Consider the following 26,177-nt stretch of genomic DNA (forward strand, 5'->3'; position numbering starts at 1 on the left):
CGCGTTCGTTTGATTAGCGTTTTAGATGCAAAAGTATTTAAATTTATGGAATAAAGCGAATCAGAGGTTAAAGAAGTTGTTTGTTGCGGTGCGGGTTGAGAGTCATGATGCCAGATAGTCAGGGTATTAATAAGTTGTACGGTTTGGTGAGTGCAAAGAAATCTGTTTAGTGAAAGCTTTGCCTGAACCTTCCCCTCTTGAGAGGGAGCAGGGGGATTATACTCTTCTTTCTTTGATTCTTGCTTTCTTTGCTTGAACCTTCCCCTCTTGAGAGGGGGCAGGGGGTGTGTTATGAGCGGAGCGAATTTTCTACGAGAAGAAGAACCAATTTGAAAAAAATAATCAACTAATCTGTTCCATCCTCGTTTCCTTTTTCGATATAATCCAAAATCACCCCTATAACATAATCGATATTCCCCAATACCTCTGCGTCCTGAAAACGAATCAGTTCTATCCCCAGCGTGCGAAGATAAGCTTCTTTCCGCTCATCTTTCTCTACCGTTTCTTCCCAATGATGAGAGATCCCATCTAATTCTATGGCTAAATGCAATTCTTTACAATAGAAATCCACAATATAGACTCCAATCGGTTTCTGACGGATAAAACGGTATCCTAATTGTTTCCCTTTTAGATATTTCCATAAATAAATTTCAGAACGGGTACTTTCATTGCGGAGGTTGGATGCTAAGGCTTTAAGTTTTTTGTTGTATCGGATGATCATATGCATAAAATTTTGGTTATTAGAAGATAAAGATAGTTGTTTTTGATAAAATGCAAAAATTAATAGGCTTGTCTTTGACTGGTGATTTGCTGCAGCCTTCGCTTGTGCCCCCCCCTCCTGAGAGATTCGCTTCGCTCATAACACACCCCCTGCCCCCTCTCAAGAGGGGAAGGCTCAGGCAAGGCCTTCGTTGAGGAATGGGCGGTGTTCAAAAGTTTAATGTTCAATGGTTAATTATTCCTTCTCCATTCCCTCTCTTTTTCAAACCGGATCAATCTGATTCAGTTCAACGTACCATAGATAGCCTTCCACCTCTTTATACCCCATTTCACCGATCAGTTTCATATAATGGGCAACTTGTCGGCGGTGGCGTTGTTCTTTGTGTTCGCCGAACTTATAATCGATCACGGTGGCGCGTCCCTCTTTGATGACCACCCGGTCGGGGCGTCGTGATGCTGTCTTGTCGAAAAGGATATCTACCTCGTTCAATACCGTAGCCGAGCCGTCGAACCATTTGCTGATCACCGGACGGTCGAGTAGCTGCTGCAGTTGTTCGGTGATCATCATCGCCTCTTCCTGGTCGATCATACCCATCTGCCGGAAACCCTCTACCGCCCGGGGAATATCCTGGCGGGTGTGGATCCGGCTCAGTACGTCGTGCATCAAAGCGCCGTGTTTGCGTTGTGGCTGATCGAAGAAAAAACCTTTGCCATGCAAGCGGAGGCTTAACCGGTCGTTGGGTGTGGCCGACGACAATCGTCCTGTCGTCAGTTCTTCGTTGTCGCTATGCGACGATTCCGTCTGGGGTGGCAGCTGCCAGGTACCCGATTCAAAAAGTCCCGATTCAGCATCAAAATGTGCGGTTAAATCGGTAAAATCGTCTTTCTGTTCCGGTGGATCGACTGTGGTGACCAGGCTGTTCCAAAGCAGTGTGGATATAGAGTCTGTTTTTTCGATTTCACCGGTTTTTTCGTCTATTTTCTTCGGGCGTGGGCTCAGGAGGATCAACTCCTCCTTGGCACGGGTCAATGCGACGTATAAGGTGTTGAGGTTGTCGATCGATGCATGGAGTTTCTCATTGAAATAATCCCCGGCAAAAATCGTCTGGCTCAAGGTTTGTCCGTAGCGGACAGGTACCAGTTGCAAGCGGTCGAACGGTGCTTCCTTGGGATGACACCAGAGAATCACCGGTTTCCCGGCTTTGTGGTCGATCTCCCACTCTCCGAAAGGGAGGATTACCACTTTGAATCCCAGTCCTTTCGATTTGTGTATCGTCAGGATACGGATCGCATTCTGCCCATCGGGGGTGGCGATTGCTTTTTTATAACCTGTCTCGTCCCACCAGGTTAGGAAGCGGTCGATATCACTCTGCTCTTTCCGGGAGAAATCGGCGACCTGGTCGAAGAAGGCCTGTATAAATACCTGTTCGTTCTCAGGGAGTTGGTCGCTTAACAGGCGGTAGATGGTTTCGGTGGTTTCGTAGAGGGAGTGGGAGGTCAAGCCTTCAAAGAGGGAAGGCTCGCCTGTGGCTCGTGACACACTCCCGACCCCTCTCAAGAGGGGAGAGGCCTGCGGCTCGTGACACACCCCCTGCCCCCTCTCAAGAGGGGAGGAAGAGAGGTTACCCTTCTTGTGGGGAGAGGAAGAGAGGTTTTCGTTGGTGGCGCGATAGGCCAATTCGGCTAACTGGCGAGCGGTCTGATCTTCCGGGTTTTTCAGGTGGCGCAACAGGGCGACCATCAGGCGCACGGCGGGTGAACTGCCGACCAGTAACGCCTCGTCGGAGATAATGTCGTAGGCCCAGGGATCGTCGGGATGGTTTTCGCTGTAGGTCAGTAGTTTATCGGCCACCAACGCCCCTTCCTGGTTGGTGCGTGTCAATATAGCGATATCTTTCAGTTGATACCCGTTGGTTTGCAATTGGCCGAGGATCTCGGGCAGCCGTTCCAGTGCCTGTGTTTTCCAGTCGGATGTTTCGTCTGTCTGCGGCAGGAATTCGATCCTGACATGTCCCCCTTTTGTCCGGAACGCGGATGGCGACTGCTGTTGACTGTCGCTGTAGGCTGAGAGGATACGGGAGGATAATTGGTGATTGCTTATTGATGATTGACCATTAAAAAGTGGGGAGGACTCCAGTTGTTCGTTGTACGTCTGTTGCAACAACAGGGGGGCGATATGGAAGAGTGCGTTGTTGAACGCTACGATCTGTTGGCCACTTCGCCAGTTGTCGCGTAAGGTCTCTTTGCGCAACAGGCGCGAAGGGAAGTCGTTGTATAACTGTTCATCAAGCAGTTTCCAGTCGGAATTCCGGAAGCGGTAGATGCTCTGTTTAACGTCGCCTACGATCAGATTCGTTCGTTCGTGAGCCAGACTTTCCTCGATCAAAGGGCGGAAATTGGCCCATTGCATACCACTGGTATCTTGAAATTCGTCGATCATATAATGGTCGACCATTGTGCCTGTCTTTTCGTAGATAAAAGGGGCGTCGCTGCCGTCGATCACTTTGTTGAGCAGTTCGGTCGTATCGGCGATCAACAGGATATTTTTCTCTTCGCGATAGACGGCCAGCTGCCGGGAGATATCAGACAGAATGCCGAGTGTATACGAGTAGCGGGTGATCTCTTTAGCGGTAAAATACGCGGTCAAATCGCTAAAACGGTGAATAATTGCCTGGATATGTTTGTTCAGCCCTCCCTCGAATGTTCGGATGATCGCTTCCCGGATCTCGGGATCGGTGGTTTTCGTGTAACACCCCTCGACGTGATCGGCCAGAGCGATAAAGGTGGCCGACGGTGGTTTTGTCTCCCCTTTCGCCAGCCGCTCGAAAAATAGGAGGGGCGACCGGCTACCTCCCTTGAAATCTGTCGGTTCCAGTCCGAACCTCCGGAGCAGTACCAACCCCTCTTCGCCGAGTGTGCGCATCTCCTGTTCGACCGACCGGATCATCGTGTATAATGTTTTCAGGTAGTCGTCGAGCGATTCTTTATCTTTAATATCCCGGATAACCTCCTCGCTGAAAGCCTTGTAGCTCTCCTTGAACAGTTCGCGGCTAAGTTCTGTGATGTCCTTGCGCAGGTTCCATTGTCCGCCACTTTCGATCTTCTCCTCGGCAAAACGGAGTAGCCAACCCAATAGTGGTTTCTGTTCCGGGCGTTCCAGTCCTGCCAATAGACTGTCGATCACCTCGGTCAGTACCAGTTCCTGATCCATCTCGATCCCATAACCACCCTGCAGACCAATCTCCCGTGTAAAGGCCCGCATCGTCTGCTGGAAAAAACGGTCTATCGTACTGATATTGAATGATGAATAGTCGTGCAGGATCCGGATCAGGATCTCCTGTGCCTGTCGGCGTACATCGGTTTCCGAAAGGGTGTAGGTCTCCGCCAGTGCGGAGAGGTAGGCCGACCGTTCGCCCGATGACAGCTGATAAAGTTCTTCGATGATGCGGCGTTTCATCTCGTCGGTCGCCTTATTGGTAAAGGTAACCGCCAATATCTTACGGTATGCTTGCGGGTGGGCAAACAGCAATGTCAGGTATTCACCCGTTAGTTTGTGGGTCTTACCTGCTCCGGCGGAAGCTCTGTAGATTGTTAATGCCATTAACAATCTACAATTGAAAGTTGATAATTGGCAACCTCCGTTTGATAATTGGCAACCTCCGTTTGATAATTGGCTAAGGCCGATCTTCGATTGATCATAGATAAATTAGTATTATGCATTTTTTGCGTATTCATCGTTGTTTTTAATTATTCTTTTATTTGTTTTCTCTTCTCTTCTGGCGAAGGTATACCTGAGCCTTTCCCCTCTAGAGAGGGGGTAGGGGGTGTGTTATGAGCGAAGCGAATCTTCCAAGAGGGGAAAGGGGCGTGTTGCGAGCCGCAGGCGAGCCTTCTCTTCGCGAGCGAAGCCCTCTCCTAAGCAGCGCAGGTTGAACCTGCTTCGCGGTTGTTGTGAGTGGGGTAGCTATCTACCCCGGGGTTATGCATATATTACCCCCTGCGGGGTAACTGCTTATAATAATAACTGCTTCAAAGAACGTTTTCTTTTTTGAGGTACATCTTTCTTTATTAGAACGTCCATCTGCGGGTTGTTACATACTCACTGCTCCTCTCGGAAGATTCGCTTCGCTCATAACACACCCCCTGCCCCCTCTCGAGAGGGGAAGGCTCAGGCAAGCCTTCGCAAAAATAATACCTCTCAAATTGTCCATTACCGCACGCAATGGACGTTTTTTTCTCCATTCTCAACTGTCAATTCTTACCGCGCCATACCCTTCTCCTTTCAGGATCTCAGCGACTTTTTGCCGGAAATCGCCCTGGATGATAATCTCCCCATCCTTGGCCGATCCGCCGACTCCGCATTTGACTTTCAATAGTTTACCCAAAACCTCCAGATCGGCAGCACGGCCACGGAACCCGGTGATCAGTGTCACCATCTTACCACCTCGGTTACGTTTGTCGAGCGAGATACGCAAGCGTTGTTTCTCTTTCGGTAAGGTCTCCTCTTCGGCAGTGTCGCCGGTATCGTATTGAAAATCGGGATTGGTGGAGTACATAACCCCTAATCGCTCTTTCCAGTCGTTTTTTGCCATAGGTTTCTGTTTTTACTATACATTATATTATATAGGCGCAAAAGAATTATGAATGATGAAGTATGAGTTATGAGTTGAAGAATAAGCGTTATTCATCATTCATAATTCATACTTCATCATTCTTCATTGCATTACTCTTTTCTCTGTTCACAAAAATAACGAATAAAATCGGTTTCTATATAAACGGTTGGTTCTATTTGTTGGCACTTTCGAGATTCTTCACTGTGGCGATCCGATTCGATCGGCAAGGGAAATTCGTTTGACAACTGTCGAATGAATGGTCTACAATTGTTAAATGATCATTCGACAATTGTGTAATGATCGTTTGACGATTGTCGAATGAAAATTTGATCACCTCTCCCCTAGCCCCTCTCCACAAGAGAGGGGGAAAGAGATCCCTTATCCCTCTATTAACGTGAGTTCGGTATAAAGAGTTCTCTTTGGATTGTGTAAGATTGGAAGATTTCAAAATTAGTAAGTGGACATTCTCTGCTCCTTGCCTGGACAGGCGAGGGGGACCGCTGCCCCGCAGCGGTGGAGTGGTTGTATGGTGATTGAGTGGCTGATAATATTGTTAGTGTGTTGGCCATAGCTATTTAACCCCAAAAACAACCTCTCCACCCCCCCCCGCAAGCGGCGGTCCCCCTCTCCTGGCCAGGAGAGGAGCCAAGATAGTACTGGTCGCTATATTTGTATCTTCACATTTTCTTCCATTCGCAACTCACATGAACGGGTATACTCTTTGTCTTTTTGCAGGAAAATCCCTGGCAGGATTTCCACCTAAAAGCGATAAACTTATTCCCTCTATAAGTATTCTTCTATAAATCTCTAATGGTATCTCCTTCCCCCTCTCTTGTGGAGAGGGGCCGGGGCGAGGTGTATTCCTTTGAAAATGAGCCCAAAATCTTACGTTTGTTGAATAAATGGTTTAACATCTTGTAAAAATGCTTCGTTGTCTAAACCGTGGGTTTGGTACCTCAAAACGACCCAAAAGGATAAGAAAGGGGTAAAAAGGGGAAAAAAAAACGGGAAATCAATTGCTTGTATGAAAAGTATCCGTATTTTTGCTGACGGATTCTACTTGGGGGTATTCCCTCCGGGTGTATTCGCTAACCCCTGATAACAGGGATTGATGAAAACAAAGAACTTATTTTAATTAACACTTTATTTTTTTATTCATTTAAATTATTAAATTATGAACAAAAAGTTTTTTACACTTGTGGCGCTATTTATGGCCATGGTCGTAGGAACGGTTAATGCTCAAACGCTATATAATAGTGGATTGGACATTACTAATTTCGACGAAAGGGTAACTTCTGTTTATGAAGACTACTCTTATCAGTTGACTACGGCTGGAGGTACTGAGTACCTTTATATGTATGAAGGTGCAAATGGTTTGTATTATTTAGCTGTTGGTTCTTGGGCTACTCCTGTAGACCCTATTGGTAACAGAATTGACTTGATGCAAACATTATGGACTGTGAAAACACAACCGAATGATGAGTCAGTTATTTCTTGGACATTTGTTAACAAAGCTTTCGGCATGGAGTTGACATTTAACTCGGAAGATGCTCTTGTTAACGGTACGACTGTTTCAATACCTAATGTTCCTCAAGCTGTTGGTGGTGACGTTAGTCCTTGGAAATGGTTTAATGGAACGTATGGTGTAGGACTTACTCCTGGAGGGGTAGAGAATCAAAAAACATTGGAACATAGCGTTTCAGCAAAAGACAGAGTTGTTGTGGCTGTTAATGGTTTAAGTCAAGTTTACACTGTAAAATATAATGTAAACGAAGCTTTGAACGGTGCTATTTCTGTATTGAAACTGGAACCTCGTCAAGCTGCTCCGCTTTATCTGACTGCTGACGCGTTGAATACCATGTTAGGTACACAAGAGGCTAAAGAAAAAATGAGCCTTGGGTTTACTAAAGATCAGGAAAATGGTTTGCCTAACCTTTGGACAAAGAAATATGAGGCAATGCAGGCTATCGGAACAAACGCTGCATTCTTTGCTGCTGGCGCAAGTACTGCTGCTGATCAGGCTGTTGTAGATGCTATCGTAGGAGCTTGGGAAGATCCTGCATTGTTTACGGATGCTGTTGACGATTATAAAACTACAAATCCTGGTTTGGATGCTGCTACAGTAACTGCTCTTGATAATGCGGCTACTGCTGCAACTAATCCTGCTGCTGGGTTTGCTGATTTAGCGACTGCGATTACAGATGCTACAGATGCTAAAGATAAAGCTACAGAGATAGATGCTCTTCTCCTAGAATTTACAACTGCCTTTGTTGGATTTACTTATGGACCATCACCTGATATTGAGGATGTAGATGGCTGGAATGCTGAATTAGCTAATATTGTTCCAACTGGGACGTATGCAATTTTAACATCTGCAGAAATCGATGCTATCCAAGCTGCTCTTGCAATCACAGCGCCTGGAACAACTCTGTTAGCAGATGATGCTGCTGCTGCTACTTATTATAATGTTTTAGTTGCTGCTCAAGCACCAAATCCATCAACTGCAGATCTTACAACTATTGAAACAGAATTAATGGCTGCTCAAACAGCCTTATTAGCTACTGTTGCTGCAGACGCAGCTACTGCAGCTACTACTGCTATCGGTGCTAGCACTGAACCTGCTGTTGCAGATTATACTACTAATGCTGTTTTAGGTGGTACAGACTATACTGCTGATTACTCTGCAGTAGATGCATGGGCTACAGCTTATACTCCTACAAGTACAGTCATTACTCCAGACTATACACATGCGTATGTAGATGGTATTGGTGTAAATAAAAAGTTACCAACTCCTGATGATTTAGACTGGTTGTCTTTATCTGCTGGTGATGACAAATATTTAATGGTGGATACTACGTTGTTAACCAATGGTATTGGAGCAAGAAACTTGGCTTTCGGTGTGAAGAAATTTGACGTTCCTACGTTGAATTCAACAGGTGGTGCTATCGGTGCTGATATGGCTGCTGATTTCGAAGGTCGTTATAACTTTACATTCTACTATTTCCCAAGTCAGGACTCAGTGATTATCACTGCCGGTGGTTTCTCTATGATCCCACAAACAGGTGCTACTAAGAAATGGGTAGATATGACAGATGCTGAAGTTCAAGAATCTTGGTATTATGGTGACGCTACTAAAACTCGTGCTGCAAACTTGGTTAAGTTGGCTCACTTAGGTAAAGATCATAAAGAGGTGACTCTTGGTCGTTACGAAGAAGTGTATGGTGATGCTGGTGTAGTTGTAGACTGGACTATGAATACCCGTATCTTTATCGGTTATAGCTATGACTCTAACAGAACTACATTGCCTTCAGGATTGTATTTCTTCAACTTAGTGAAAAAAGACGATGTACAGAACGGTTACTACTGGGTAGCTAACTATGCTGGTGATAAGAGAGTTTATGAAACTGAAGAAAGTATGCAGTTGTACAACAAGGCTCAGGACTTCGGTCATATGCCACGTACACAGTGGGTTGTTAAACAAAATCCTGGTGTTGCCGGTCAACAGACTGTGACGATCACCAACCGTGAATTCCCACACTTCCAGTACAAGAACGTACAGCTTCTGAAAGATAAAGATGGAAACATCTATGCTTCTGCATTCAACGCCGATGATGTTTATTCAGCCACATTGGTAATGACTCAGAAACCGAATTCAGGTGCAAATGTGAACAAGTACTTAGGATACAAGAAAATTTCTGAAAAAGACTTGTTCGAAAAATATTATGCCCTTGAATATCTGCATGGTATTGGTTTAGGTCACTATGTAAATGTTAGTTCAAGCAACAACGATACAACTGTATATGTTGATGTGAAAGGTAACTCAGCATTCTTCCAGGTGCTTGAAGCTCCAGGTGGATCTTATTTCGGCGCGGATAACAAATATGGTTATGCTGATTCAACAGTAAATGGTGCAATCCAATTGTACAGAACAGCTTATGTCTTCAGAATCCACGACTCTAATAAACTGTCTAACGATGGTAAATATTTAGTTTACGATGAAGGTAGCAACTCTTATACTGTTTCTAACTTAGAATCAAGATTTGCTAACGACAGTATTGCTAAATGGATTACATCTAGAAAGTTACCTGTATTCTTCCTGAAAGAAGAAAATCAATTGTTCCCAGGAGCAACTGAGTCAGTAAAAGATACAACTTGTTACTTTGCTTTACAAGAAGCTGAACCACTTTGGTCTTGGAAACCTGGAACTACTGCTCATTTGGATTCTATTGTATATACACAGTATAATCCGACATCTCCAGCTATCATTAATGAAAATGTATGGGGTCGTAACAAACGTGTTGGTGTACGTGACGCTTCATTGCTGCTCACTCAGGAGCCAATTCAGAACGCTGGTACAGGTGGTGAAAAACGTATTGCTACATTCACATTACGTGATAACCCAGTTCCATTGTATCGTCGTTTAGGTGTTACAGATCCGGAAGATGGATTTAAAGATATGCAACCTGCAGAAGGTGCTAAGATCTATACCATTATGAGTAGCGAAAGACAGTATCTGTATGAAGATGCAAACTCTAAATATGCATTGAAACCTGACGGAGGAAATATTCCTTCTGACGATAGAGGAAGCATTAAAGACCAGATCAACTACTTAGGTTATGAAGGTAAAGGTGACGATATGTTGTCAACACTTTATGTAGATACAGCGTATGTACGTTTCGAAACAAATATGCCTCAGTATATGTTTGCTGTTGGTGTAGATGTTCAAGCTGAAGGTAAATGGTGTCCTTACGACCCAGAACACAACACAACTGAATGGCGTGATAAGAATGGCGGACCATGTCCTCACGCAGTTCCAACTGCTGGTTACAAAACTGGTCGTTATTTGATCAATGCTGAAGACTCAGTGAAATGGGCGATCAACAAGAACAATACGGATTATGTATGGCAGTCTAAATACACTCGTTTGGCATTTGTTCCTGCAAAACATATCAACGATACATTGATTATCGAACGTAATGGTGGTTATGACAAAGATGTAATCGAAACAAGAGACTCTATCTTCTTAGGTGACAACTTGCATAATATCAATACTGAAAACGGAAAGAATACATTTGCTAAATTACCTGCTGATTATCTGAATGAAAAAGGTAATGAAACTATCAAACGTATTCACGAATCTCATAAGTATGGTATCAAGAATGCAGTATTTGCATTGCGTTTGATCAACGATGAACCTCAAGCTGACTTCTTAATCGAGTCTACTGGTAACCAGAAATTGCCTACTAACAACACAGGTCGTTGGGTAGCTATCAAGAATGGTGTTCCTGTAGTAGCTGCTTATGCAACATACAATGACGCGATTATCGATGCTGAACGTTTCAATATCGAAGTATCTGAACTTGCTCCGACTTCTAACGAAGGTCCTGCTGCATCTGATTTCGCAGTAGTAGCTGGTAACGGTGAAGTGACTATTAAGAATGCTGCAGGTAGCAAAGTTGTTATCTCTAACATCTTAGGTAAAGCTATCGCTACACAGACTATCTCTTCTGACAACGCAACTATCGCAGTACCTGCTGGTATCGTAGTAGTAGCTGTTGACGGACAGGCAGCTGTTAAAGCAGTAGTTAGATAAGTAATCACTTATTCTAAATAAATTTAAAGAGCGGGGTGAAAACCTCGCTCTTTTTTTTGTGTTTTGTGTTTTGCTTTTGTTTTTTGTTTATTCTTTATTCTTCTCCAATCCTCCCCCTTCCTCTAAATCTCCGCTAATTCTTTCAGTCTGTCTTTATATCTATTGGCTGAAGCACCAGCAATCAAAGATCGGCTTTAGCCAATGGATAAAAGAGGGCTGAAAGCATCCTGCAAGAGATAAAAGAGCACTAACCTCTAAGAATCTTCACCTTTTATTTCTTTCGAAGTCCATTTTTAGATTGAGTTCATGTTAAATGAAAAAAGACCTCTCTTCAGAATGAAAAGAGGCCCTTCTTTTGCTTATACGGCTTGTCGCTTCGATTAATCCTTCCCAAAAAACGCATCAAACGCATGCGCAGATGGCTGGAAATCGATCTGTTTGGTAAACGCACACGACTCACGCGCACCGTGTTCACGGTCCATCGCACTGTCTTCCCACTCGATTGAGAGCGGTCCCTGGTAGCCGATGCTGTTCAGTGCGCGGATAATCTCTTCGAAATTGATTTTTCCTCGTCCGACGCTCCGGAAGTTCCAGTAACGGCGTGGATCGCCGAAGGGGACGTGTCCGCCGAATACACCTACCTGCCGGGGGGTGTCGCTCCAGTAAACATCTTTCATATGTACATGGAAGATACGGTCGGGGAACTGATAGATGAAATCGACGTAATCGACACCCTGGTACCCCATATGGCTGGGGTCGTAGTTGAATCCGAAAGCGGGGTGGTTGCCGACCGCTTCGAGCGCTCGCCGGGCTGTGACGGTATCGAAAGCGATCTCGGTAGGGTGTACTTCGAGTGCAAAGCGGACACCCAGTTTCTGGTATTCGTCGAGGATAGGGGTAAAGCGTCGGGCGAAATCGCGGAAGCCGTCTTCAATCATACGTTCGGTTACCGGTGGAAAGGAGTATAATAACGGCCAGATCGCACTTCCGGTGAAGCCCACAACGGTATCGACACCCAATGCCTTGGCGGCATGGCCGGTACGGATCATCTCTTCGGTGGCTCGGCGGTGGACACCTTCGGGATCACCGTCTCCCCAGACGTGTTCGGGCAGGATACTTTTGTGGCGCCCATCGATCGTGTCGCAAACGGCCTGGCCTACCAGGTGGCTCGAGATGGTGTGTAATTGCATACCGTGGTTCGCTAACAATGTTTTGATCCCTTGGTAATAGGTGGGATCGGTCTGACGAACGTCGAGGTGATCGGGTAGACCGATCTCAATGCCGTCGTAACCAAATGCTTTCGCTTTCTGACAAACTGTTTCCAGTGATAAATCTCCCCACTGGAGGGAATACAAAGTAACGGGACGTGCCATTTTTTCAAGGTATTAATGTGAATAAATAGGGGATTATTCCTCTTTTTCTGCTTTTTCGATCTTTCTTCATTCCTTTTTTTCTTATTTCTATCTTTCTTCTTCGGAATTCTTTCTCCAAATCTACTAAAATTCAACTTCTTCCTCCTGTTTTGCGGACTTAATATTTTTTAATTAGGGAAAGAATTGCTTTTTTTATAGAAGATAGAACTTCCATCTTCTTTAAAATAATTACTAACCAATAAATATAGACTATGAAAAGATTGTTTTTAGGCGTTTTAATCGCTGTTGTCTGTTTTTCTTCTTGTATGTATTCCGAGCCGGATCGTGTCGTTATTCCGGATAAATCCAGCACGTTGCAATGGCGTCTGTTGTTGGATGAGACATTACTCCCTTTTGGGGATACGCGGGTGATGCCACCCTGTTTGATCAATGAGCCGCAGGTGAAGGGTGGTGGAGGGGAGGAGTTGGAGTTGACCGACCTCTGTCAGACGATCGAATACCTGGTGTTTGATCTGGATGATGCCTACCGGAAAGTGAAACATAAGGTATATGAACCGGAAGATGAAGATTTTGGGATTGTCTACGACTCTCTGCCGGCTGGGAATTATCAGTTTGTACTGATGGCTCACAAAGCGGAAGCGTCGGAAGTTATCGGGCAGGTGATGACTTTCGGACAGTTGTCGGATACCTTCTATCATACTTTTACTGAGGAGATCAGCGTGGGTGAGGAGGTGATTGTGGAGAAAGTCTTGTCGCGCATTGTCGGGATGATCGAGTTTGTGTCGACGGATCAGGTGCCGGTCGGGGCGGAACAGTTGGTGATCGATATCACCGATTATCCCTGTGGGCTGGATCTGTTGACCGGATATGGTATCCCTTCGGAAGAGGTGGTGCGTAAAACATTTCTCTTCGATCCGGAGGATATCGGACAATCGGGGCATACACACGGTTTTTATGCCTTTGTTCCTGAAGAGGGAGCGGGGATGGGACTCGTATTGCGCACGCAGAAAGCCGGAGATGTTGTTATGAATGAACGGACGGTAACCGATGTCCTGCCTGTTGCCAACCGCATCCGCCGATATACCGGCCGCTTGTATACCGCCTCCGATTCGGAAGAGACCTTCGAAATTACCATAGCCGACAACGGTGCGTGGGGTGAACCGATCGAGGAGAATTTGGAGTAATCATTCACCATTCACCATTATTTTACGTATTTTTGCGGACAAAACAGCTATACGTTATGATGGGGATAGAACAACAGCTTATCGCAGCGATACAAGCCGGACTGCAGACGCTTTATGGAGCAGCGGTCGAGGCCGATCAGATACAGTTGCAAACGACAAAAAAAGAGTTTAAGGGGCACCTGACATTGGTGGTCTTTCCGTTTTTGCGGATCTCGAAAAAGTCGCCGGAGCAGACGGCTCAGGAGATTGGAGAGTATCTGCAGACTCAGGCACCGGCCGTTGCGGGATTTAATGTCATAAAGGGTTTTCTGAACCTGACGGTGGCATGCTCTGAATGGGTCGCACTGTTGAATGAGATCCATCTGCAGGAACAGTATGGTATAACTGCAACGACAGACGAATCGCCGTTGGTGATGGTCGAATACTCCTCGCCGAATACGAATAAACCGCTTCACCTGGGGCATATCCGTAATAACCTGTTGGGCTATAGCCTGGCTGAGATCCTGAAAGCGAACGGTAATAAGGTGGTGAAAACCAATATCGTGAATGATCGTGGTATCCATATCTGTAAATCGATGCTTGCCTGGCAGAAATGGGGCAACGGAGCGACGCCCGAATCGACCGGAAAGAAAGGTGATCATCTGGTCGGGGATTTTTATGTGTTGTTCGACAAGCAGTATAAAGAGGAGTTGAAAACACTTGAAGCGACAGGGTTAACCAAAGAAGAGGCGGAAAAACAGTCTGTCTTGATGGCTGAAGCGCGGGAGATGCTCCGCCAATGGGAAGCGGGAGATACGGCGATTTATGCGTTGTGGGAGATGATGAACGGCTGGGTGTATGGTGGATTTGACGAGACTTACAAACAGATGGGTGTCGATTTTGATAAGATTTATTATGAATCACAAACCTATCTGGAAGGGAAAGAGACAGTCTTGGAAGGATTGGAAAAGGGTGTTTTTTATCGGCGCGATGATGGTTCGGTCTGGGCCGACCTGACCGGAGACGGCTTGGATGAGAAGCTGTTGTTACGGGCTGATGGTACGTCGGTCTATATGACACAGGACATCGGAACGGCCAAATTGCGCTTTGACGATTATCCGATCGATAAAATGGTCTATGTCGTGGGGAATGAACAGAATTACCATTTTCAGGTATTGTCTATTCTACTGGATAAATTGGGCTTTGCTTTCGGAAAAGGATTGGTGCATTTCTCTTATGGTATGGTGGAACTGCCTGAAGGAAAGATGAAAAGCCGTGAAGGGACTGTGGTGGATGCCGATGACCTGATGGTCGAAATGATCGGTACTGCCCGTGAGATCTCGCAGGAGCTGGGCAAGCTGGATGAACTGACCCCGGAAGAGGCTGAACAGATTGTCCGTATGGTAGGGCTTGGTTCACTGAAATATTTTATCCTGAAGGTCGACCCTCGTAAGAATATGACTTTTAACCCGAAAGAATCGATCGATTTTAACGGGAATACGGGACCTTTTATCCAGTATGCCTACGCACGTATCTGTTCGGTATTGCGTAGAGCAGCCAGTCAGGGGATTGTTTTGCCGGAGCGTTTGCCGACCTCCTTGCTACTGTCGGAAAAAGAAGAACACCTGATTCAGCTGATTGCCGCATATGCGGTGACCGTCAAAGAAGCCGGAACGGAGTATAGTCCGGCGTATATAGCCAATTACATCTATGAACTGGTGAAAGAATACAATCAGTTTTATCACGATTACTCCATTCTGCGCGAAACAGATACCGAATTGCGCGATTTCCGTCTTGTCTTATCGGCAAATGTGGCGAAGATTATCCGCTCGGGCATGGCGCTATTGGGGATAGAAGTACCGGAAAGAATGTAAATATAATTAATGATTAATGGTGAATGATTAATGGCTAAAGGAATTAGAAGTCCCAATTAATCTTCACCATTCACCTTTAATAATCGGATTTAAATCCGATGATTTCCCGCACGTCTCTCAGTGTTTTGGAGGCGTTTTCACGGGCTTTTTCGGCACCCAATAGAGAGACTTTCTGCAGGTGCTCTTCGTCTTTTAGGAGTTCGAGGATACGTTCGCGGATAGGTGCACAGAAAAGGTTGATATCTTCCGCCAGTTGTTTCTTCATATCTCCATACCGGATCTGACAGGTATTATACAACTCATTGAAATGGTCGTAAGTCGATTTGTCGGAGACAATCTCCATCATGGTAAACAGATTGGCGATCGGTTCGGGCTTTTCGGCATTGGGCTCGGTAGGTCCTGAATCGGTGACTGCACGCATCACTTTCTTTTTGATCGTCTTCTCGTCGTCAATGAGGTAAATGGCGTTTCCTTCGCTTTTCCCCATTTTGCCTGAACCGTCCAAGCCGGGGATTTTTACCGCTTTATCGGAGAAGGAATAGGAGGCGGGTTCCGGGAAATAGTCGACCCCATAGATCTGGTTGAAACGGCGTGCGAATTTACGTGCCATCTCCATATTCTGTTCTTGGTCTTTTCCTACCGGCACTTTGGCGGCTCGGTGAATGATGATATCTGCTGCCATCAGACAGGGATAGGTCAGTAGTCCGGCATTGACATTGTCGGGTTGTGAGCGCACTTTATCCTTAAATGAGGTGACCCGTTCCAGTTCACCCAGATAAGCATTCATATTGAGGTAGAGGTAAAGTTCTGCTACTTCGCGCACATCGCTTTGTACATAGATCGTTGCCTTCTCGGGATCGATGCCGCAGGCCAGATATTCGGCCAGAATAGTCTTGACACTGTTACGGATATTTTCGGGATGGGGATGGGTCGTCAGCGAGTGCCAGTCGGCAATGAAAAAATAACAATTGTATTCGTATTGCATTTGTACAAAACTTTTTACCGCACCGAAATAATTACCCAGGTGCAGATTGCCGGTTGGGCGTATACCGCTTAATACTGTTTCCATCTTTCTTTTAAAATTTATTCACAAGTGGGCGCAAAGATACAAAATATATTCCCATCTTTGCGGCGACAAAAACATTTATTATCAAATACAAGCTCCATGATTTCGAACCGATTATTACTCTTAATGTTCGGCTTATTATTCGTCACTATTCACCTTCTTGCCCAGGAAAAACGATTTACTATCAGTGGAAGTATCAAAGATCAAAGTAACGGCGAAGACCTGATCGGCGCAAGTATCCTTGTGAAAGGTAGCCGTACCGGTGTGGTGACCAATGCGTATGGACTGTACTCCCTGAATCTTCCTTCCGGAAGATATACCCTGATCTATTCGTATATCGGTTATGGCTCGAAAGAGGTGGCAGTAGACCTGTATGCAGATACGCGTCAGCATGTGCAGTTGGCACTTGCCAGCAAGGCGTTGTCGGAGGTGGTTGTGTCGGCGGAAGGGCGAAATGCGAATGTTTCCAAAATAGAGATGAGCACGGAGAAGTTGTCTGTGAAAACCATCAAGGCAATCCCTGCTTTGATGGGTGAGGTCGATGTGATCAAGGCGATTCAGTTGTTGCCGGGTGTACAGTCTACCTCGGAAGGCTCATCGGGTTTCAGCGTCCGGGGAGGGGGACACGATCAGAACTTGATTCTGTTGGATGAAGCGACGGTATATAACGCCTCTCACCTGATGGGGTTCTTTTCGGTGTTTAATAACGATGCGATCAAAGAAGTGACTTTATATAAAGGGGATATCCCGGCAACTTTTGGCGGACGTTTGTCGTCGTTACTGGATATCCGCTCGAAAGACGGGAATAATCAACAGTTCTCGGGCGCAGGAGGGATTGGGTTAATCTCCAGCCGGTTGACATTGGAAGGTCCTATCGGCAGTGACAAAGCTTCTTTTCTGATTTCCGGCCGGCGTACTTATGCCGATCTTTTCTTGAAATTAGCCTCTGATAAAGACATCCGTGATTCGGGATTGTATTTCTATGATATGAATGCCAAGTTGAATTTTCGGATCAATGACAATAACCGCATTTACCTGGCGGGTTATTTAGGGGAAGACCGTTTCTCGACCCGTTTTGCCGGAATGAATTTTGGAAATAAAGCATTAACGCTCCGATGGAATCATATTTTTTCGCCAAAATTATTTTCCAATTTCTCCCTGGTTTCCAGTATCTATGACTACTACCTAAAGCTTGATCTGAATTCTCAGATCCGGCAGGACTGGAAATCTCAGATGCAGGATTACGGTTTTAAAATGGATTTCTCTTATCATCCGCATCCGGCACATACGTTGAAGTTTGGTATTAATAGCATGTATCATAATTTTATTCCGGGAAAAGGGGGAGGATTGGGTGAAGAAGCCGTAGTAGAACGTTTCAGTATGCCGCGACAATATGCGTTGGAAAGTGCAGTCTATCTTTCGAACGAATCTTCAATCGGTGATAAACTGAAACTAAAATACGGCCTCCGTTTTTCGCTTTTTCAGAATATAACGAATGGGGAGGAACTTGATTTTCTGGAGGATTATGAGGTCGCTTATACCAAAAACTATGACAAAGGGAAAATCTATCATCATCAGTCGCAGTTTGAACCTCGTTTGGGTGCGGTTTTTATGTTTAATGACGAAAACTCCGTTAAAGCGAGTTATTCGCGGACGGCACAATATATCCAGCTGGCTTCCAATTCGGCATCAGGTTCTCCTTTGGATATCTGGTTTCAGGCTTCTCAGAATGTAAAACCGCAGTTATGCGACCAGTTTGCTTTCGGATATTTCCGTAATTTCGCGGATAATGGGTATGAAGCCTCTGCAGAGGTCTATTATAAAGATATGCAGAACGTGATCGATTTTAAAGATCATGCGGAGTTGATGGGTAATGAGGATCTGGAGCATGAGGTACGTTTCGGGAAAGGGTATGCGTATGGATTGGAATTGATGTTACGGAAAAACAGCGGACCGTTGACCGGATGGGTGAGTTATACCTTATCGAAAAGCCGGCGAAAAGCGGATGATATCAATGAAGGTGCGTGGTACCGTTCGCCTTATGATAAACCGCATAACATCTCTGTTGTAGCGACATATGAACTTTCGCGCAAATGGTCGGTCTCTGCCAACTGGGTCTATTCGACAGGAATGCCGGTGACTTACCCGACGGGTCGTTACCAGATAGAGGATAATTATGTACCGATCTACTCCGGCAGGAATGAATACCGTTATCCGGACTATCATCGGTTGGATCTATCGGCCACCTTACAACTGTCGAAACCGGGGAAACGTTTCAGGAATGAGTTGAACTTTTCATTGTATAATGCCTACGGTCGAAAGAATCCCTGGACAATTTCTTTTATGGAGGATGAAGATCAACCGGGGGTGATGTATGGTGAAATGGTCTATCTCTTTTCTTTTATACCGTCGATCACCTGGAATTTTAATTTTTAAACCGAAGCGCCATGAAATTGAAACAAACCTATTGGAAAAATAGTCTGGTCGTACTGTTCGTTTGTCTGTTTATCGTACTTTTCTCGTGTACCGAACGTATTCAGATCACCACGGAAGATGCTCCTGAACATCTGGTGATTTATGGGTATATCACCAATGAAACGATGGCTCATTCCGTTCGGATCACCCGTTCGACCGGTTATTTCTCGCCGAATACTCCGGCAGGGGTGAGCGGTGCGGTAGTGCAGATCACGACAGGTAAAGAGGTTTTTAAGCTGACTGAAAATAAAAAAGATCCGGGTTTGTATGAGACTAAACCGGATGTGACTGGAGTCGCCGGAAAAGAATATGTATTATCTGTTTCTGTCGATGTTGATGGAGACGGGGTGAAGGAAGAGTTTGAGGCGACAGACTGTATGCCTTATCCGGCGGAGATCGATTCGATCAAGTTGCGTGAGTCGGTGGCCATTGACGATCACCTGGAGGTTCAGCTTTACGGAAGAGTACCCAAAGAGAATAAAAACAGCTATTTTAGTTTTCATGCGTATCGCAATGGGGCGTTGGTCAACGATTCGTTAACCGGCTTTTTTATCATGGATGATGAACACCTGGTGAAAACGGAATTTTTCGGGCTTCCCTGCTTCTATCTGGATCAGGACGATGATGTGAGTAAACTCAATCCGGGCGATTATATCACATTACGTGTAGATATACTGACCAAAGCGTATGCCGATTTTCTAAATAGAGCGCAAATGCAAGTCTACGGATCGAATCCGATTTTCAGCGGACCTCCGGCTAATGTGGAATCGAATATCCGTAGCGTGCGTAATACCAACAAGATACCGATAGTCGGGTTCTTCGGTGCTTTTTCAGGTAAATTGAAGAGTGCGGTGTATGAGTTGGAGAAATAATACAGTATCTCAAAAAAACAAAGTAGTTAAGTAGAAAAACAAATTGTTCTTACTACTTAACTTCTAATAAATGTCGAGTATAAACTACTCAGACTATCTTCTCTTATTTATATTCCTGCCAGCTTTTGATTTGAATCTCTTCGATCGGCATATTGCAGAATGCGTCGATAAAGGCACTGGCCAAGCGCGCATTGGTGATCAAAGGAATGTTGTGATCGATAGCTGCACGGCGGATTTTATATCCGTTGGTTAATTCCCGTTTGCTATGGTCTTTCGGAATATTGACAACTAATTCGAATACATGGTTGCTGAACATATCCATCACATTCATGCCTCCCTCTTCATCAGGCCAGTTGACGGCAGTTGTTTTGATGCCGTTATCGTTCAGGAATTGAGCCGTTCCAGCCGTTCCGTAGATGGTATACCCCTTTTCATGCAATAAGCGGCAAGGTTCCAACAGATCGACTTTACTTTTTGCTGCTCCCGAGGAGACCAGGATATTCTTTTTAGGTATGGTGTTGCCGACAGCGATCATCGCCGACAATAACGCTTCATTGAAATCATCGCCGATACATCCGACCTCTCCGGTAGAACTCATATCCACACCCAAGACCGGATCGGCTTTATGCAAGCGGGCAAAAGAGAACTGAGATGCTTTGACCCCTATCCAGTCGATGTCAAATGCACTCTTATCGGGTTGTGTATAAGGGGCGTCAAGCATGATACGCGTAGCCGTTTCGATAAAGTTGCGTTTAAGCACTTTAGAGACAAAGGGGAAACTACGTGATGCACGCAGGTTACATTCGATCACTTTGACATCGTTGTTTTTTGCCAGGAACTGGATATTGAAAGGACCGCTTATATTTAGTTCTTTTGCGATCATTTTACTGATTTTCTTAATACGGCGAGCCGTTTCGAAGTAAATCTTCTGTGCCGGGAAGACCAATGTGGCGTCACCCGAGTGTACCCCTGCAAATTCAATATGCTCGGAAATGGCATACTCAACCACTTCCCCGTTCATGGCCACCGCATCAAACTCCACTTCTTTGGCTCCCTGTAGGAATTCGGAAACTACTACCGGATATTCTTTGGATACTTTAGCTGCCAGATCCAGGAACTCTATCATTTGTTCTTTGGTGTAGCAGACATTCATCGCAGCACCGGAGAGCACATAAGAGGGTCTGATCAGGATCGGGAATCCCACCTTTTCAATAAACGCATCGATTTCATCCATACTGGTCACTTCTGCCCAACGAGGCTGATCGATGTTCAATATATCGAGCATACCTGAGAATTTATGCCTGTTCTCTGCACGGTCGATGGAAACGGGAGAAGTTCCCAGGATAGGAACTTGTTGGCGGTTCAGTTTCATCGCCAGGTTGTTCGGGATTTGTCCACCCATCGAGACAATGACTCCTTTGGGTGTTTCCAGATCGATGACATCCAGTACACGTTCCAATGATAATTCATCGAAATAAAGCCTGTCGCACATATCGTAATCGGTAGAGACCGTTTCAGGGTTGTAGTTGATCATGATCGACTTATACCCCAGTTTACGTGCAGTTAAAGCGGCATTGACCGAACACCAGTCGAATTCAACGGATGAGCCGATGCGATAGGCGCCCGACCCCAGGATAATGACACTCTTATCATTTTTATAATAGGGGAGATCGTGTTCCGTTCCGTCATACGTCATATAGAGGTAGTTGGTCAGTTCCGGATGATCGGACGCGATCGTGTTGATTCTTTTGACGGTAGGTAATACGCCCAGTTTCTTACGCAAGTGGCGAACCCGCATATTCTCTTTTTCCATATTGCCGGCCGGACTTTCTACATAACGGGCAATCTGGAAGTCGGAAAATCCCAGTCTCTTTGCTTCGCGGAGAATCTCTTCCGGTAAATCCTCAATCTGGGTATAACCGGAAAGCACAGCGGTATAATCGACAATGTTCTTTAATTTTTTGAGGAACCAGTGATTGATCTTTGTCAGTTCGTAGATACGGTCGATGGTATAACCGGCTTCTAAAGCCTGAGCAATGGCAAAAATACGCAGATCGGTGGGGTTGGCTAATTCTTCGTCGAGGTTGTCGAAAGTCAGGTCGTTGTTGCCGACAAAACCATGCATCCCTTGTCCGATCATGCGGAGTCCTTTCTGTATGATCTCTTCAAAGCTTTTACCGATCGACATAATTTCACCGACCGACTTCATACTTGAGCCGATCAGGCGGCTGACTCCTTCAAACTTCGTCAGGTCCCAACGCGGAATTTTCACAATCATATAATCGACTTCCGGCGCTTTATAGGCGGAGTAGGGTGTTCCCATCTCGCCAATTTCATCCAATCCGTAGCCCAATGCTAACTTAGCAGCGACAAAGGCCAACGGATATCCGCTCGCTTTGGAGGCCAGTGCAGATGAACGGCTGAGACGGGCATTGACTTCAATCACCCGGTAATCGTTTGTTTCTGAACTGTATGCATATTGAATGTTACACTCTCCCACAATACCTAAATGGCGAATGGTTCGGATCGACAATGCCTGTAGATCTTTTAATTCTTTATCGGTCAGTGAACAGGTCGGAGCAACAACGATACTTTCGCCGGTGTGTACACCGAGCGGATCGACATTCTCCATGCTAACCACAGTAAAACAGTGGTCGTTTTTGTCACGGATAACTTCAAATTCGATCTCTTTCCACCCTTTCAGCGACTCTTCCACCAGGATTTGCGAAGCATAGGCGAAAGCGCTTTCAGCCAGAGTGCGTAATTCTTTTTCATCCTGACAGATACCACTACCCATACCTCCCAAGGCATACGCCGAACGGATCATCACCGGATAGCCGATTTTCTCGGCAGCAGCAATGGCGTCATCCATTGTTTCGACCGCTTCGCTGACAGGTGTCTTTACATCAATTTCATCGAGTTTTTTCACAAAAAGGTCGCGGTCTTCCGTATACATGATGGCTTCAACCGAGGTTCCTAATACCTGTACATTGTATTTGGCTAAAGTGCCCTCATTGTATAGTTGTGTTCCGCAATTCAGCGCTGTCTGTCCCCCAAAAGCCAGTAGGATACCGTCAGGGTGTTCTTTTTTGATTACCTCCTCTACAAAATAAGGGGTGATGGGCAAAAAATAAACCTGGTCGGCTATCCCTTCGGATGTTTGTATAGTGGCAATGTTGGGATTCAACAAGACGGTATAAATCCCTTCTTCCCGCAATGCTTTTAACGCCTGTGACCCGGAGTAGTCGAACTCTCCGGCCTGTCCGATCTTAAGGGCGCCTGAGCCCAGTACGATCACCTTTTTGATTCCATTTCTCGACATAGTTTTTCAGAGATTGTTTTTATTTATTGTTTGTGTTTATAAAATGCATATCGTTGCGTCCGGACAAAAAAAATGCGTTAGAAATAGAACTAACGCATCATCTATTGTCAGATAAAAATTCATCAACACTAAAGAAATGAGCTTCGTAATCCGATAGGTAACCGGACGTGAATACATGATTTATGATATAGGTTGTATTCATTCTGAGAAGCGTTTTCAAAATTTGGACAAAGGTAGGATTTATATTTCAGATTCACAAAACTCTGTTCTTTTTCTTTCGGATGAAAGCGATCAGCCTGTTATGGGATGATGCGGTATTTGGTGGTCCAACCCGAACTTCCGGTGATGATATAGTTTGCTGGTGTGCATGTTTGAATGGAATGAATACTTTCTCCGGCCGGCTTTTCAACTTTCAATAGCGGGATGCCGGTGAGCGAGTAGATGGTAATTGTCTCGGCAGAAGGGGTATTGATCCAGAGTGTTGACCCCTTTATCTGAAGCGCAAAATCGGGTGGTAGGTTGAACTCCTTGGAAGAATCATTTATTTCTACTGCTTTCTTTATGTTGGTAATCATATATTCCAGATGCGAATAGTTGTATTTGTCGATATAGTTATCTGCTGTCGCAGTTAATGCCTCTAACGCGTAGTAGCCATTACAGTAGCCGCCCCATCCCCAATTGATATGTACATCCCCATTGTTGTAACCGTCACAGACAAAGCCATGACTGCCAACGGGATCCATACTTCGTCCGGTGTAGTACACCGGGCGGTTATGATCAATCTCGTCTTGAATGAAATGATACCACTCTTCATAGGAGTAGCCTCCTCCGTTTTTGGATATCAGTTTAATCTCAGGGTCATAATTAAAATGATCGACCAGAGCGGAAAGAAACTGGTAGTTTGATCCGGTCGTTATACTCACCCCATAATCGGCTTCCATACTTACTCCGCAATGGAAGATCAGGTGGGCTACAGCTTGTGCACTTGCATCCCTGTCGTTATGTTTATAGCTGTGTCGCATCAGATTCCAGTTATATGCAACATCTTCAAAAGTGGCAGACAGCTTTAATCCGGTTGTTTTCGTGTTGTATGTGTGTGCTCCTTTGCCTTTCTCGGGCCACCGGTGGTAGTGCATAATGATGGCCATAGCGGTAGGCAAACAGCCTGTCAATGCCTGGCCGTTCCCAATGACCGGACAGAATAGATTGTAGGGTGCATCTTGATCCCAGTTGGCGGTAAGGAGTCTTTTGGAGTTATATAACCGATTATCCGGGGATGTATTATTTTCTATCTGCATCCATTTGGCTTTTGTCTTATCGTCGGCGATTGCTTTTTTAGCGGTATAACGAGTGATCTCTTCGCGGTATTTCTGCAACCACCAGCTAAGGGCAGGAGGGAGGTGGGAGAAGTCGAATGTTCCTTCGATAGCGTAGGCCAATACCGGCTTGATCCGATCATCTCCGGCCACAATTACAAACCCGCCATCTTCTCCTCCACTGAAAATGTAGTAGAATGTTTCGGGACCGGAAGCGCGCAATGCATTCTGTTCGGCGTGTAACAAAGTCAGGGAGGTCTGTGTCTTTAGGGTTGTTGAACTCAATTGTTGAAAGAGATTATTCGCAATTGTTTGTGCCTTTTCGACAGATACATGTTCGGCAAATACCGGAAGAGAGAAGAAAATGAATAATCCGATAAGAAATTGTTTGGTTTTCATTGTGAATATCGTTTTAAAGTCTTGGTTATAAGGGCAAATGTAGACATTATTTTGAATTTTTGCAAATCGGTTAAACTTTTTTCAGCCGATTGTAACTTAGATTGATCAAGTTTGTCTGTTGGCGTAGGTATAGTTTCTGTATATTGAATGTATTGTTTTGCTATAGAAACCGTTAAATATGCGACATAAATTAATAAAAATTCGTTTTCGGCTAACGCTCGCTTTGGTTGTTTTTACTCAAATAGATGGCCTTTTTCTGCATTTCCGGCAAAAAACAGGTGGTTTTTACCGGTTTTTCCAGAAAATCCGTAGATTTTATCCGTATGATTTTTTTTAATGATGCTTATGATTTTGAAAATACATCCAAATGCTTTTACCTAATCATGCAGATGATTTTTCAAAAAGCGAAAAAACAGTGTCAAAATCGGCTGTTTTTTCTCTAGAATGACATTTTGTTTAGATCGAAAAAATAGATGATATAGTATGAAAATCATTATCTCTTACAAAAACAAACCTCATATCCGTGCGATTTTTTCAAACAAACCTGCGGATGGCTTCGAATAGACGAATCTCGAAGGGGTTCAAATGACAAATTGCTCAAATTGACATAGTGTAACCGGGCATATTTAGAAGCATCTGTTTCGGCTTATTCGTGATCGGACTAAGTTTTTCCTGAAAAGAAACAGTATATTTGTTTCTTCATACGGAACAAATTATGGCAAAAAGAAAATTCTATGTCGTCTGGAAAGGTCTTCAACCGGGAATTTACGAGAACTGGGAAGATGCAAAAACGCAGGTAGAAGGTGAAGAAGGGGCTAAATATAAGTCTTTTGAGACAAAAGAAGAAGCCACCGAGGCTTTTGAGAAAGGGTATGCACATTATCTGAAGAACAGTTCTTCGTCGAAAGCTGTTTCAAAACTGATGAGATCCCCTTCCGGGATCGGGAAACCGATCATGGAGAGCCTGGCAGTAGATGCTGCATGTAGCGGCAATCCGGGATTGATGGAGTACCGGGGTGTTTATACGGCGACCGGTCAGGAAATTTTCCATATCGGACCGATGACACAGGGGACAAACAATGTCGGAGAATTTCTGGCTCTTGTACACGGATTGGCTTTACTCAAAAAAAAGGAGAGTAAACTTCCTGTTTATTCAGATAGTGTGAACGCGATCAAGTGGGTTCAGAAAAAGAAAGCTAAAACATTGTTGGAGCGGACGGCTGAAAACGAACCGATTTTTGATCTGATAACACGAGCCGAAAAGTGGCTGAACGAAAACACGTACACGACTCCGATATTAAAATGGCATACAGCAGAATGGGGAGAGATTCCCGCTGATTTTGGCAGAAAATAAAAATAATTTATACTTTTACAGCAAGCGAAAGTAAATA

13 protein-coding genes are annotated in these 26,177 nt (G+C 44.9%); 6 read left to right on the forward strand and 7 right to left on the reverse strand.

What is annotated here, in order from left to right:
- Positions 1-346: 346 nt before the first annotated feature.
- The 3 genes from M2135_RS02660 to M2135_RS02670 form a co-directional block, all read right to left on the reverse strand.
- Positions 347-727: a DUF559 domain-containing protein gene (locus M2135_RS02660; RefSeq protein ID WP_280747048.1), complete on the reverse strand. Its 381-nt coding sequence runs from the start codon at positions 725-727 to the stop codon at positions 347-349.
- A 255-nt stretch (positions 728-982) separates the two neighbouring features.
- Positions 983-4,321: a UvrD-helicase domain-containing protein gene (locus M2135_RS02665; RefSeq protein WP_280747049.1), complete on the reverse strand. Its 3,339-nt coding sequence runs from the start codon at positions 4,319-4,321 to the stop codon at positions 983-985.
- A gap of 643 nt (positions 4,322-4,964) precedes the next feature.
- Positions 4,965-5,312 (reverse strand): translation initiation factor, encoded by a 348-nt coding sequence (locus tag M2135_RS02670; protein ID WP_280747050.1) that lies wholly within the window; start codon positions 5,310-5,312, stop codon positions 4,965-4,967.
- A gap of 1,195 nt (positions 5,313-6,507) precedes the next feature.
- On the opposite strand from M2135_RS02670, the gene M2135_RS02675 reads away from it, so the two are divergent.
- Positions 6,508-10,926: a DUF6383 domain-containing protein gene (locus tag M2135_RS02675; RefSeq protein ID WP_280747051.1), complete on the forward strand. Its 4,419-nt coding sequence runs from the start codon at positions 6,508-6,510 to the stop codon at positions 10,924-10,926.
- Between the two features lie 380 nt (positions 10,927-11,306).
- Here the strand turns inward: M2135_RS02675 and M2135_RS02680 are convergent, their stop codons facing one another.
- Positions 11,307-12,299 (reverse strand): sugar phosphate isomerase/epimerase family protein, encoded by a 993-nt coding sequence (locus tag M2135_RS02680; protein WP_280747052.1) that lies wholly within the window; start codon positions 12,297-12,299, stop codon positions 11,307-11,309.
- Between the two features lie 251 nt (positions 12,300-12,550).
- On the opposite strand from M2135_RS02680, the gene M2135_RS02685 reads away from it, so the two are divergent.
- Together M2135_RS02685 and argS are read left to right on the forward strand one after the other, a co-directional pair.
- Positions 12,551-13,483: a hypothetical protein gene (locus tag M2135_RS02685; RefSeq protein ID WP_280747053.1), complete on the forward strand. Its 933-nt coding sequence runs from the start codon at positions 12,551-12,553 to the stop codon at positions 13,481-13,483.
- Between the two features lie 59 nt (positions 13,484-13,542).
- A complete protein-coding gene (gene argS, locus M2135_RS02690; protein WP_280747164.1) occupies positions 13,543-15,336 on the forward strand; it encodes an arginine--tRNA ligase in 1,794 nt (597 codons plus the stop codon).
- A 76-nt stretch (positions 15,337-15,412) separates the two neighbouring features.
- On the opposite strand, the gene trpS is transcribed toward argS, so the two are convergent.
- On the reverse strand, positions 15,413-16,405 hold the full coding sequence (gene trpS, locus M2135_RS02695) for a tryptophan--tRNA ligase (protein ID WP_280747054.1): 993 nt from the start codon (positions 16,403-16,405) through the stop codon (positions 15,413-15,415).
- Between the two features lie 96 nt (positions 16,406-16,501).
- Between trpS and M2135_RS02700 the strand changes: the two genes are divergently transcribed.
- Positions 16,502-18,838 (forward strand): TonB-dependent receptor, encoded by a 2,337-nt coding sequence (locus tag M2135_RS02700; protein ID WP_280747055.1) that lies wholly within the window; start codon positions 16,502-16,504, stop codon positions 18,836-18,838.
- A gap of 11 nt (positions 18,839-18,849) precedes the next feature.
- Positions 18,850-19,749: a DUF4249 family protein gene (locus M2135_RS02705; RefSeq protein WP_280747056.1), complete on the forward strand. Its 900-nt coding sequence runs from the start codon at positions 18,850-18,852 to the stop codon at positions 19,747-19,749.
- Between the two features lie 103 nt (positions 19,750-19,852).
- On the opposite strand, the gene carB is transcribed toward M2135_RS02705, so the two are convergent.
- Positions 19,853-23,071, reverse strand: a complete 3,219-nt coding sequence (carB, locus tag M2135_RS02710; protein WP_280747057.1) for a carbamoyl-phosphate synthase (glutamine-hydrolyzing) large subunit — start codon at positions 23,069-23,071, stop codon at positions 19,853-19,855.
- Positions 23,072-23,370: 299 nt separating this feature from the next.
- Positions 23,371-24,786 (reverse strand): C10 family peptidase, encoded by a 1,416-nt coding sequence (locus M2135_RS02715; protein ID WP_280747058.1) that lies wholly within the window; start codon positions 24,784-24,786, stop codon positions 23,371-23,373.
- A 715-nt stretch (positions 24,787-25,501) separates the two neighbouring features.
- Here M2135_RS02715 and M2135_RS02720 point away from each other — a divergent pair.
- Positions 25,502-26,140 carry a viroplasmin family protein gene (locus M2135_RS02720; protein WP_280747059.1) on the forward strand — a complete coding sequence of 213 codons (639 nt, stop codon included), beginning with the start codon at positions 25,502-25,504 and terminating at the stop codon, positions 26,138-26,140.
- The last annotated feature ends 37 nt before the right edge of the window (positions 26,141-26,177 follow it).

Source organism: Parabacteroides sp. PF5-9 (genome assembly GCF_029893105.1).
Taxonomy (GTDB): Bacteria; Bacteroidota; Bacteroidia; order Bacteroidales; family Tannerellaceae; genus JARXWG01.